Source organism: Amycolatopsis sp. cmx-4-83 (assembly GCF_046548815.1).
Taxonomy (GTDB): domain Bacteria; phylum Actinomycetota; class Actinomycetes; order Mycobacteriales; family Pseudonocardiaceae; genus Amycolatopsis; species Amycolatopsis pretoriensis_A.
This window is the reverse complement of record NZ_JAEBEF010000005.1, coordinates 530,804-542,552: the sequence shown is the minus strand read 5'-3', so window position 1 is coordinate 542,552 and position 11,749 is coordinate 530,804. Positions and strand designations below refer to the sequence as shown.

At 71.5% G+C, this 11,749-nt stretch carries 10 protein-coding genes; 7 read left to right on the top strand and 3 right to left on the bottom strand.

Translation table 11 applies throughout. The annotated features are described in order from the left end of the window. The first annotated feature begins 7 nt into the window (after window positions 1–7). The 4 genes from ACLJQM_RS18370 (at window position 8) to ACLJQM_RS18355 (ending at window position 6,518) form a co-directional block, all read left to right on the top strand. Window positions 8–751, top strand: a complete 744-nt coding sequence (locus ACLJQM_RS18370) for a ComF family protein (RefSeq protein WP_410632120.1) — start codon at window positions 8–10, stop codon at window positions 749–751. A 723-nt stretch (window positions 752–1,474) separates the two neighbouring features. Further along, window positions 1,475–2,161, top strand: a complete 687-nt coding sequence (hpf, locus tag ACLJQM_RS18365) for a ribosome hibernation-promoting factor, HPF/YfiA family (RefSeq protein WP_247018838.1) — start codon at window positions 1,475–1,477, stop codon at window positions 2,159–2,161. 206 nt (window positions 2,162–2,367) lie between these two features. After that, window positions 2,368–5,250 (top strand): preprotein translocase subunit SecA, encoded by a 2,883-nt coding sequence (gene secA / locus ACLJQM_RS18360; RefSeq protein ID WP_410632119.1) that lies wholly within the window; start codon window positions 2,368–2,370, stop codon window positions 5,248–5,250. A gap of 65 nt (window positions 5,251–5,315) precedes the next feature. Further along, entirely contained in the window at window positions 5,316–6,518 is a 1,203-nt protein-coding gene (locus tag ACLJQM_RS18355) for a cytochrome P450 (RefSeq protein ID WP_410632118.1), read from the top strand. A 570-nt stretch (window positions 6,519–7,088) separates the two neighbouring features. On the opposite strand, the gene ACLJQM_RS18350 is transcribed toward ACLJQM_RS18355, so the two are convergent. Next, on the bottom strand, window positions 7,089–7,547 hold the full coding sequence (locus ACLJQM_RS18350) for an Rv3235 family protein (protein WP_410632117.1): 459 nt from the start codon (window positions 7,545–7,547) through the stop codon (window positions 7,089–7,091). A 187-nt stretch (window positions 7,548–7,734) separates the two neighbouring features. Between ACLJQM_RS18350 and ACLJQM_RS18345 the strand changes: the two genes are divergently transcribed. Continuing rightward, window positions 7,735–8,109, top strand: a complete 375-nt coding sequence (locus tag ACLJQM_RS18345; protein ID WP_360766182.1) for an HAD-IA family hydrolase — start codon at window positions 7,735–7,737, stop codon at window positions 8,107–8,109. A 4-nt stretch (window positions 8,110–8,113) separates the two neighbouring features. Here the strand turns inward: ACLJQM_RS18345 and ACLJQM_RS18340 are convergent, their stop codons facing one another. Next, on the bottom strand, window positions 8,114–8,875 hold the full coding sequence (locus ACLJQM_RS18340; protein WP_247018842.1) for a TrmH family RNA methyltransferase: 762 nt from the start codon (window positions 8,873–8,875) through the stop codon (window positions 8,114–8,116). A 34-nt stretch (window positions 8,876–8,909) separates the two neighbouring features. Here ACLJQM_RS18340 and ACLJQM_RS18335 point away from each other — a divergent pair, with 34 nt between their 5' ends. After that, window positions 8,910–10,316, top strand: a complete 1,407-nt coding sequence (locus tag ACLJQM_RS18335) for a WS/DGAT/MGAT family O-acyltransferase (protein WP_410632116.1) — start codon at window positions 8,910–8,912, stop codon at window positions 10,314–10,316. Further along, a complete protein-coding gene (locus ACLJQM_RS18330) occupies window positions 10,313–10,804 on the top strand; it encodes a DUF6912 family protein (protein ID WP_247018845.1) in 492 nt (163 codons plus the stop codon). Before ACLJQM_RS18335 ends, ACLJQM_RS18330 begins: the two co-directional genes overlap by 4 nt. A 38-nt stretch (window positions 10,805–10,842) precedes the next feature. Here the strand turns inward: ACLJQM_RS18330 and ACLJQM_RS18325 are convergent, their stop codons facing one another. Further along, window positions 10,843–11,724 carry an NAD-dependent epimerase/dehydratase family protein gene (locus tag ACLJQM_RS18325; RefSeq protein WP_360765040.1) on the bottom strand — a complete coding sequence of 294 codons (882 nt, stop codon included), beginning with the start codon at window positions 11,722–11,724 and terminating at the stop codon, window positions 10,843–10,845. Between the last annotated feature and the right edge of the window lie 25 nt (window positions 11,725–11,749).

The window sequence follows — 11,749 nt, the reverse complement described above, 5'->3', positions numbered from 1 at the left end:
TGTCCGTGTGCTGGAGAAGCTGCTCGACCTGGTGATCCCGAGCCGGTGCGCCGCGTGCGGGGCGCGCGGCGAGCCTTGTTGCGCCCGCTGCCGGGTGGTGTGGGGCGCGGTGCGTGAGGTCACGCGGGTGCCGACGACCGGGGTGGTGCGGGTGTTTTCCCTGGCCCGCTACTGCGGCGTGGGCCGGCGGTTGCTGCTCGCGTACAAGGAGCGGGGGCGGCGTGATCTGGCGCCCCCGCTGGGTCTTGCGCTGGCGGAGGCGGTGGTGGAGCTGCCGCTGGGGGAGGCTGCGGGCGCATCCGTGTCGCGGGCGTGGGGGGAGGCTGCGGCACCACCGCGGGCGTCGGCCGAGGTTGCCGTCCCATCCGCTTCCGCGCCGGCCCGCGTGACCCTGGTCCCAGCACCGAGCCGTCCCTCGGCATTGCGAGTCCGAGGCGGCCCGCACATCGAGCGCCTCGCGAACGCCGCCGCCGAAGCCCTGGCCGCCCGCGGCGTCGAAGTCGCCGTCGCCCCGGCACTCGAACTGGCCGGCAGCGCCCGCGACGCAGTGGGCCTCGGCCGCGCGGAACGCGTCGCCAACCTGGCCGGCCGCCTGCGCTTCCGTGAGGCCGGCCGCCCACCGCCGGGCTACCCGGTCGTGGTGCTGGACGACGTGGTCACGACCGGCGCCACCGCGGCCGCCTGCGCGAGGGCGCTGGCCGCGGCCGGGGTCACGGTCTCCGCCGTCCTGACCCTGCTCTCGGCCGGGTGAATCCCCGGCCGGGCAGCACCCGGCGCGCGGGTGTCGCAGCCTCGGCGTCCAGCGGGTCCATGCCCCCACCATGGCACCGCGGCCGCGGAAACGCACACCCGAAGTCCCGCAACGGACCTGGCCGCCCAACCCACCGCGAAAACCGGTACCGGTTCCACGCGGAACGCCCGCACCCGGGTGAACCCACCCATCACCTACACGAGTGACGCCAGCCGGGAACGCGAGCGCCTCGGCGGCCGTTGTCCGGGCATGAGGGTGTCGATCACGACCACTCGGCTGCCACACCACTCCACCGGGGTGGCGGCTGTGCCGGACGAGGCCGTCACCCTCGGCGTCGACCTGCAGACAGTGGTGCGCCGTCCGTGTGAACGGACGATCAAGGCACCGCGTCCGACCAGCGGGTGTTTTCTGGTGTTCATCCCGCGATCACTGCGCGGGGTGACGGAGTCTCATTCCTCGACATCCCCCGGCTCGGGGGCTGTTGCAACGGGCGTGAGGAAGCTAACGTGCTCCGCTATCAGCAATCCCCGCAGGCAGGGAGGTGACGAGCCCATGTCCCTGGCGCCGGAGGTGCGCTGAGTCCGCGCTCGGGCTTTCGGCACGAGACGTCGTGAACCGTTCCCGAGTTCCTTCTCGGCCCGCGATCCGGGCTTCCGTCCCCGCAATACCGGCGCCGTGTGAAAACACAACAGCTCGCAGTCATCGAAGCGAGGGAGGTCGTGTATGGACATCGTCGTTAAGGGCCGCAACGTGGAGGTGCCCGACCACTATCGGGCGCTTGTCAGTGAAAAGCTGGCCCGGCTCGAGCGCTACGACAGGAAAGTCATCCGGTACGACGTGGAACTGTTCCACGAACCCAACCGACGCCAGGCCAAGAGCTGCCAGCGCGTCGAAATCACCGGAAAGGGGCGGGGCCCGGCCGTACGCGCTGAAGCGTGTGCCGCCGACTTCTACGCAGCGCTTGATTCCGCAGTCACCAAGCTGGAAAACCGGCTGCGGAGGACACACGACCGGAGGCGTGTGCACTACGGGCGCAGCCGCCCGGAATCGGTCGCCGAAGCGACCTCGATGCTGCCCGGTGGTGGATCCCCGGCCGCAGCCAGTCCCGCCGCGAGTACCGCGGTGTTGGAAGCACCCGAAGCCCTGCCGCAGACGAACGGCTTCGCGAGTGCCGACGAGGTACACCTGCCCCAGCAGCAGAGCTGGGCCGACGACGACCTCGGTCACCAGCCCGGTCGCGTCGTTCGCGAGAAGCAGCACACCGCGGAGCCCATGACGGTGGACCAGGCTCTCTACGAGATGGAACTGGTCGGCCACGACTTCTACCTCTTCAACGACTCCGAAGCGGGCCGGCCCAGCGTGGTCTACCGGCGGAAAGGCTTCGACTACGGCGTGATCCGGCTCGGCTGAGCCGGCTCTAAGGAGGCCTCTGCGGACGGCCCGCACGCGCTCGCGTGCGGGCCCTCCGCATGTCAGGACGTACGGCGTGTGCACACGACGGCCACCGTTCCCTACGATGGGGGTGGGAAGGTGGCGCCGAACACGGCGGCCACCGCGGGAGAACCTGCCCGGGACCGGCCTGGGCGTGCTCATATTCAGCTAGTGAGGTCGACCGGATGGTGCTGAACCGCCTGCTCCGCGCGGGTGAGGGCAAGATGGTGAAGCGGCTGCGCAACATCGCCGATCACATCAACACCCTCGAAGACGACGTCAAGGACCTGACCGACGCCGAGCTGCGGGCCAAGACCGAGGAGTTCCGCAAGCGGAACAGCGACGGCGAGTCCCTCGACGACCTGTTGCCGGAGGCCTTCGCGGTCGTCCGGGAGGCCGCCAAGCGGGTGCTCGGCCAGCGGCACTTCGACGTCCAGCTGATGGGCGGCGCGGCCCTGCACCTCGGTCAGGTCGCCGAGATGAAGACCGGTGAAGGCAAGACGCTCACCTGCGTCCTCCCCGCCTACCTCAACGCGATCCCCGGCAAGGGCGTCCACGTCGTCACGACGAACGACTACCTCGCCAAACGCGACTCGGAGTGGATGGGCCGCATCCACCGCTTCCTCGGCCTCGAGGTCGGCGTCATCCTCTCGGAGCAGCAGCCGGACGTGCGGCGCTCCCAGTACAACGCCGACATCACCTACGGCACGAACAACGAGTTCGGCTTCGACTACCTGCGCGACAACATGGCGTGGAGTCTCGACGACTGCGTGCAGCGCGGGCACAACTTCGCCGTGGTCGACGAGGTGGACTCGATCCTCATCGACGAGGCCCGGACGCCGCTGATCATCTCGGGCCCGGCGGACCAGTCGTCGCGCTGGTACGTCGAGTTCGCCCGGCTCGCGCCGCTGATGCAGGGCATCGACACCACCACGATGGGCTCGCGCGAGCGCGTCGAGAAGACGAACCTGATCAACTCGAAGTACCACTACGAGGTCGACCAGCGGAAGCGCACCGTCGCCGTCACGGAGAAGGGCGTCCGCTTCGTCGAGGACCAGCTCGGCATCGAGAACCTGTACGAGGCCGCGAACACGCCGCTGGTCGGGTACCTGAACAACGCGCTGAAGGTCCAGGAGCTCTTCCACAAGGACAAGGACTACATCGTCCGCAACGGCGAAGTCATGATCGTCGACGAGTTCACCGGGCGCATCCTGGCCGGCCGCCGCTACAACGAGGGCATGCACCAGGCGATCGAGGCCAAGGAAAAGGTCGAGATCAAGGCCGAGAACCAGACCCTCGCGACGATCACGCTGCAGAACTACTTCCGCCTCTACAAGAAGCTGGCCGGCATGACCGGTACGGCCGAGACCGAGGCCGCCGAGTTCCACCAGACCTACAAGCTGGGTGTGGTGCCGATCCCGACGAACCGGCCGATGGTCCGCGCCGACCAGCCCGACCTGATCTACAAGACCGAAGACGCGAAGTACGAGGCGGTCGCCGAGGACATCGCCGAGCGGCACGAGAAGGGCCAGCCGGTCCTGGTCGGCACGACGAGCGTCGAGAAGTCCGAGCGGCTGTCGAAGCTGCTGGTGAAGCTGAGCGTGCCGCACGAGGTGCTGAACGCGAAGCACCACGACCGGGAGGCGCTGATCGTCGCCCGCGCCGGCCAGAAGGGCGCCGTCACGGTCGCCACGAACATGGCGGGCCGCGGTACCGACATCGTGCTCGGCGGCAACCCCGACCTCATCGCCGACCACGTGCTGCGCGAGCGGGGCCTGGACCCGGTCGAGCACTCCGAGGAGTACGAGGCCGCGTGGCCCGAGGTCCTGGAGCAGGTCAAGGCGGAGTCGAAGGCCGAGGCCGAAGAGGTCCGCGAGGCCGGCGGCCTGTACGTGCTGGGTACCGAGCGGCACGAGTCGCGCCGCATCGACAACCAGCTCCGCGGCCGGTCCGGCCGCCAGGGCGACCCGGGCGAGTCCCGCTTCTACCTCTCGCTCGGTGACGAGCTCATGCGCCGCTTCAACGCGACCATGGTCGAGCGCGTCATGACGACCATGCGGCTGCCCGACGACGTGCCGATCGAGCACAAGATGGTCTCCAAGGCCATCAAGAGCGCGCAGACCCAGGTCGAGCAGATCAACATGGAGCAGCGCAAGGACGTCCTCAAGTACGACGAGGTCATGAACGAGCAGCGCAAGGTGATCTACGCCGAGCGCCACCGCGTGCTCGCCGGCGAGAACATGCGCGAGCAGATCGAGGGCATGCTCGTCGACGTCGTCAACGCCTATGTGGACGGTGCGACGGCCAACGGCTACGCCGAGGACTGGGACCACGAGAAGCTGTGGACGGCGTTGAAGACGCTGTACCCGGTGAGCGTCGACTGGGACGACCTCATGGAGGACGGCGACCTCGACGAGGCCACCCTGCGCGAGGCGCTGGTCCAGGACGCCCGCAACGCCTACGACAAGCGCGAAGCGGAGATCAACGCGCTCGTCGGGCCGGACGGCATGCGGACCCTGGAGCACCAGGTGATGCTGACGGTCCTCGACCGCAAGTGGCGCGAGCACCTGTACGAGATGGACTACCTCAAGCAGGGCATCGGCATGCGGGCGCTCGCGCAGCGCGACCCGCTGATCGAGTACCAGCGCGAGGGCTTCGACATGTTCCGCGCGATGCTCGACTCGCTGAAGGAGGAGGCCGTCGGCTTCCTGTTCAACCTGCAGGTCGAGCGGGCCGAGGCGCCGCCGGCGGAGGAAGCCGCGGCGCTGCCGACGGGCGTCGCCGCCGGCAACGGCCAGGCGGCCGAAGGCCGGCACGCGCGGCCGGCGCCGCCGCAGCCGCCGACGACCGACACCGAGTCCGTCCCGGCCGCCCTGCGCGGCAAGGGCCTCGGCGGCGGTGGCCAGCAGCCGGGGGTGACGCTGTCCGGTCCGGGTGAGGACGGCGAGGTCGAGTCCCACGCCGAGGGCGGCGCGCAGGCCGCGGGCGGCGGCGGGGGCACCCGCCGGGATCGCCGCGCCGCGCAGCGCGACGCGCAGAAGAAGGGCAAGAAGGGCCCGCGTCGCTGACGTGGGCGGGCACACCGGGGCGCGTGGCTCAGCCACGCGCCCCGGTGTCGTGAACGGGGGTTGTCATGACGCAGGTCGCGGCGGAGCCGCAGGAGTTCTTCGCGCTGTTCGGCGCCGATCGCCGGCCTGACCCGTACCCGGGCTACGGGCGGTGGCGCTCGCGGTGGCCGGTCGCGGCGCTGGCGCCGCAGATGTTCGCCGTCAGCGGCATCGCGGAAGCCACGCAGGTGCTGCGCGACCCGGCGTTCGGTCACCCGGAACCCGAGTACCTGGACCCGGCGGACCGCCTCCCGGACCAGCCGGTCGACGAGTCAGGACGCGTGGTCCGGGCGTTTCTTTCGCTGAACCCGCCCGACCACACGCGGCTGCGGCGCCTGGTGGCGAAAGCGTTCACGCCGCGGATGGTGGAGCAGCTGGCGCCGCGGATCGAGGCGCTCACAGCGTCGCTCCTCGACGGCGTCGGCAGCTCGTTCGACCTGATGACGTCGCTCGCGAAGCCGTTGCCGGTGGAGGTGATCGCGGAGCTGCTGGGCGTCCCGCTGGACGACCGCGAGCAGTTCGCGGCGTGGTCGCACGCGATGGCCAGGGCCCTGGACCCGCCGTTCCTGCAGCACCCGGACACGATCGAGCCGGCGGTGAAGGCGCGGCAGTCGTTCGTCGGCTACTTCCGCGAGCTGGCGGCCCGGCGCCGATCCGAGCCGGGGGAGGACCTGCTGTCGGCACTGGTGGCGGTTTCCGACGCGGGTGACGTCCTCTCCGAGGGCGAGTTGCTGGTGACGCTCACGCTGCTGCTGATCGCGGGCCACGAGACGACGACGAACCTCATCGGCAACGGCGTGCTGGCGCTCCTGAACCACCAGGACGGTGTGCGAGCCGCGGCGGCCGCGCCGGACCGGGTGGTGGAGGAGGTGCTGCGCTACGACTCACCGGTCCAGCTGACGGCCCGCACGGCCCTCCGCGACACGACGCTCGGCGAGGTGCGGATCCCCGCGGGCAGCCAGGTGATCATCGTGCTGGGCGCGGCCAACCGCGACCCGGCGGCGAGCCCCGATCCGGACGACTTCGACCCAGCCCGGCCGACGGCCCGTCACTTGGCGTTCGGCCAGGGAATCCACTTCTGCTTGGGCGCCCCGCTGGCGAGGCTGGAGGGCCGCATCGTGTTCCACGAACTGGCCCGGCGGCTCCCGGACTTGAGGCTGGCGGGCACGCCGGAGTGGAACCCGACGACGACCCTGCGCGGCTTGGCGACACTGCCGGTCGCGCTCTGAAGGCCACCGCGCGGTTCCACCCGCAGGGCGAGCTGGCCGGGCCTGCTTGTCTCGCAGGCCCGGCTCGGTAGGCGGCTCGTGGGTGGTGAGCCGAGTCCGAACCCGACCCGCCACCCAGTCCCGCCGCACCCATCACCCCGGCGGTGACCGTGCCGCCCCCACCTCGCTCACGGCGCCCGGCTAAGCGGCCTGCGCCGCGGCCGAGCGGCCGTCCGCGGGGCGAGTTGGCCGGTGCCTGCTTGTCCCGCCGGCCCGGCAGACGGCTCGTGAGTGGTGAGCCGAGTCCGAACCCGACCCGCCACCCAGCCCCGCCCACCCCGCCGCACTCATCACCTCGACGGTGACTGTGCCGCGCCCACCTCGCTCACGGCGCCCGGCGAAGCGGCCTACGCCGCCGCGGCCGAGTGACCGTCCGCGGGGCGAGTTGGCCGGTGCCTGCTTGTCCCGCCGGCCCGGTCCGGCAGACGGCTCGCGAGTGGTGAGCCGAGTCCGAATCCGGCTCATCACCCACGCACGCCCACCCCGCCGCACCCCATCACCCCGGCGGTGACCGTGCCGCCCCCACCTCGCTCACGCCGCCCGGCGAAGCGGCGTGCCCGGGTGCTGCGGCTTCAACAACGCGAAGCGCACGCACCGCCACCCCGTCGGCGTCCGCGTGAACCGGGCCGCCAGAGCGAACGACCGGCCGTCCGCCTCGACCCGGGCGCACGCCTCGATCACGTCCGGGGCCGGGGTGCACGTGTGGATCGTCTGCGTCCGGTGGCGCGGCCGTGTCCTACTGGGACCGCTGAACCCCGCGTACACCTCCGGCGCCACCAGCGCGCGCACCTGCGTCGCCGGGCGGCGGCCGTCGTACGCCTCCAGCAGCATGGTCAGCACGCGGCCCACCTCGCTCGCTTCGAGCTGCCGGGGCGCCGGGCACCGGGCGCCGCCGCGGCGGTGTTCCAGCGGTGTCACCGACGGCGGCGGGTCCGCCCTCCTGGCGGCTTCGCAGTGGATGAGCGTTCGCAGGCGGTGTTCCTCGATCATTTCGTCCCCTCCTGGACTCGGCATTTCCCCACCTCCGCCGCTTAGAGGCGGGAACGGGCCGGAAAGGCGACGGGAATCGCACAATCCGGGCGAGATCCGCCGAAGCGGAGGAATCCTCGGCAGTGTTGCGCTATGCGAGACAGCGGGTTGCCGCCCGGCTATGGTGTGCCGGGTGCTGAAAGGGCTATTGGTCGATTTCGCCGGAGTTCTCACCGACCCCGATGCCGGCCGGTTCTACGACTACCTGGCGGCCGCGCGCGAGCGAGGCGTCCGCACCGCGCTCCTGTCGAACGCCCCCGGGGCGTCGGCCGAGGTCAAGAACACGATGTTCGACTACTTCGACGCCCTGGTGTTTTCCGGCGAGGTCGGGGTGGCCAAGCCGGACCCGGCGGTCTACCTGATCGCGGCGGACCGCCTCGGCCTGCCCGCCGTGCGCTGCGCGTTCGTCGACGACTCCGCGACGAACATCCGCGGCGCCGTGCAGGCGGGCATGGTCGGCGTGCACCACCGGTCGGTCGAAGAGACGCTCTCCGAACTGAACGTGTTGTTCCCGGACGGCTGAGTAGTCAGCGGGTGCGGCGCACCAATTCGAATGACAAGACCGCCGCGGCGGCCGAGACGTTCAGCGACTCGACGTCACCGGGCATGGGAATCGACACCCATTCCGTGACGAGCTCGCCGACTTCTCCGCCGACGCCGGCCGTCTCGCCGCCGAGGACGAACGCCGCGCGCTGCGGCAGGTCGACGTCGAACACCGTGGTGCGCGCCGAAGCGCCGAGTGCGTAGAGCGCGTAGCCGGCTTCGGTGAGCAGCTCCGCCGCTTCGCGCGCGGAGCCGCAGCGCAGCACCGGGGCGCGGAACGCGACCCCGGCCGAAGCCTTGACCACCAGCGGGTCCAGCGCCGCGACGCCGCGGCGCGGCACGATCACGCCCTCGAGCCCGGCGGCGGTCGCCGTCCGCAGGATCATGCCGACGTTCGCCGGGGTGGTGATGCCGTCCAGCAGCAGCACCCGCGACGGCGGCCGCCGGTCGGCCAGCGCCGCGGAAAGCGCGCGCATCCGCGGCGCGACGACGTCGGCGAGCACGCCCTGGTCCTGCTTGCCGTTGCCGGCGAGCACCTTGACCCGGTGCGCGCTGGCGCGCTGCACCGGCACGCCGGCGTCCTTCGCGGCGCGCTGGATCTCGGCCGCGCCCGGACCGCGGGCGGTGTCGGCGAGGATCACCTTGTCCACCCGCAGGCCGTCGTCCGCCAGCGCTTCGAGCACCGGCTTGCGGCCGTACACGGTCAGGAAGCGGTCCTTCGGCGAGATCGTCGACTCATCACCCACACCCGGCAGTCTCGCATTGTGTAAGGATCGGCCCATGCCCGACCGCCTTTCCGCGCTGGACGCCTCGTTCCTCTACGTCGAGGACCACGCGACGCCGATGCACGTCGGCGGGGTGGCGATCTTCGAGCGGCCCCGGTCCGGGTTCGGCTACGCGCAGCTGCTCGACCTCATCGGCGCGCGGCTGGCGTACCTGCCGCGCTACCGGCAGCGCGTGGCCGAGGTGCCGGGCCACCTCGCGCGGCCGGTGTGGGTGGACGACGTCGACTTCGACCTCAACTACCACGTCCGGCGCTCGGCGCTCCCGCAGCCGGGCAGCGACGAGCAGCTGTTCGACCTGGTCGCGCGGCTGATGTCGCGGCGGCTGGCGCCGGAGCGGCCGCTCTGGGAGGCGTACTTCATCGAGGGGCTGGCCGGCGACCGCATCGCGCTGGTGACGAAGACCCACCAGTCCGTTGTGGACGGTGTCGGCACGATCGAGCTCGGCCAGCTCATCCTCGACCCGACGCCGGCCGAGCCGGAGCCGTTCGAGGACATCTGGACGCCGCGGCGCGAGCCGAGCCGCACGCAACTGGTGCTGGACGCGGTCAGCGAGGGCGTCCAGCGGCCGGGCGAGGTCGTCGAGAACGTCCGCTCGGCGGCGAACGACGCGTTCGCGGCGGCGGGCAAGTTCGCCGAGACGGTCGGCGGCGTGGCGTCGACGCTGCGCACGCTGGTGCGGCCGGCGCCGACCGGCCCGCTGAACGTCCGGGTGTCCGGCGGCCGCGTGTTCTCCGTGGTCCGGACGCGGCTGGAGGACTACCGCAAGATCCGCGCGGCGCACGGCGGCACGGTCAACGACGTCGTCCTCGCGGCGATCACGGGCGCGCTGCGCGAATGGCTGCTTTCGCGCGAGGAGCCGCTGACCCCGCACACGACGATCCGCGCGCTGGTGCCGCTGGCGGTCCGCGACGCGGAGACGGCCGAGTTCTCGACGCCGGCGCTGATCGGCAACCAGGTGGCCGCGTACCTGGTCGACCTGCCGGTCGGCGAGCCGAACCCGGTGCTGCGCCTGCAGCACATCGGCCACGCGATGGCCGAGCACCTGGACTCGGGCCGTTCGGTGGCGGCGCGCGGCCTGCTCAAGGTCGGCGGCTTCGCCCCGGCTACGCTCCATTCGCTCGGCGCGCGAGCGGCGGGGTCGCTGTCGGGGCGCATCTTCAACGTCATGGTGACCAATTCGCCGGGCCCGCAGGTGCCGATGTACGCGGGAGAGGCCAGACTGGTCGAGATGTTCCCGGTGATGCCGCTGATGCGCACCCAGGCGCTGGCGATCGGGGTGACGTCCTACCACGGCGGCGTCTACTTCGGACTGAACGGCGACCGCAAGGCCGCCTTCGACGTCGACCTGCTGGCCGGGATGATCGAAGAATCCTTGGAAGAGCTGAAGGGTGCGCACTGGTGAGGGTCTATCTGCCTGCGACGATCGCGATGCTTCGCGACCTCGAGTCGTCGGGCGAGTTCCGCGCCCGCAGCGGAACGGCGTTCGCGCTGACGCCGGCGTTGCGCGAGGCGTACGTGAGCGGGTCCGACGAGGAGCTGGAGTACGCGGCCCTGCTGGACGCGGCCCGCGCCTCCCTGCGCCTGATCGCGGCGGAGGAGAAGGGCGAACCCCGCCGGGTGGTGATTTCGGCGGACGTCGAGGGGCTGACTTTGCGTCCGGACCTGGACGCCCCGGTGGTCCGCATCGGCGGCCCGATCCCGCTGTCGGCGGTGGCGGCGATCCACGTGGACGCCCCGGAGGCCGCCGAAGCGGTGTCGGCGGCGGCCGCGGTGATCGACGCGGCGGACCTGGGGGACCCGGACGCGGAGTTCACTTTGGGCGATGCCGAGGATCACGAGCTGGCTTGGTACGCGCCGCAGGAACTGCCGTTCTTGCTGGAGCTGCTCTGAGTGTCCACAGGTGGGTTCACCTGTGGACAACTCGGGGATCAGTCCTCGGTGAACCAGTCCGGGCCCGGCACCGGGCGTTCGCACTTCCAGCCGGTCGCGTCCACCAGCTTCGTGGAATCCACCCGCTGCGAGCGCCCCATCGGCTCCGCCAGCGGGATCCGCGACACCAGCCACTTGGGCAACGCCCGCGCCCGGCGCACCCCGGCCGCCGCGGCCATCGCCGCGCCCAGATCGGCCTTCAGCAACGGTGGCGCGCCCACGTTGTAAACCCCCGAGGGCGCCTCCAACGCCGCCACCGCGGCCGCGGCCGCGTCCGATGGGTGGATCGCCGTCGTCCAGTCCGTGCGTGCGCCCATGATCAGTGGCCCACCTCGGCGGGCGGCCGCGAGCAGGGCCGACGTCATCGGGTCCGGACCCAGCAGCGTGCCGATCCGAAGCCGCACCACCGTGCGGTCCGTCAACGCCGCCACGTTCGAGTGCGCCTCGACCGAAGACGCCGTAACCACGCCCGGACGCAGCGGAGCCTCCTCCGTCAGCAGCGCCGAACCCCCGTCGGCGTACACGAACGAGATCCCCTCCTGGACCACGATCCGCACCTCTTCGACCTGCCGGACCGCCGCCGCCAGAGCCGCGCTCCCCGCACGGCGGACCTGGTCGTTCAGCGCCCACGCCGCCTTGCTCGTCACCTTCGCCGGAATCCGCGTCGCCAGGTTCACGACCGCGTCGTGGCCGCGCAACGCCGCGACCAGCGAATCGGCCGAGAACAAGTCGCCTTCCACCGGCCGGGCACCCGTCGCCGACACCGCCGGCACGCGCGAAGCCGCACTGGCCAGACCGCTCACCTCATGGCCGCCGGCCAGCAGCCGCGTCACCGCCGGCCTGCCCAGCACACCCGTCGCCCCGATCACCAGCACCCGCATGTCCTTCTCCCTTCGTCGGAGAACG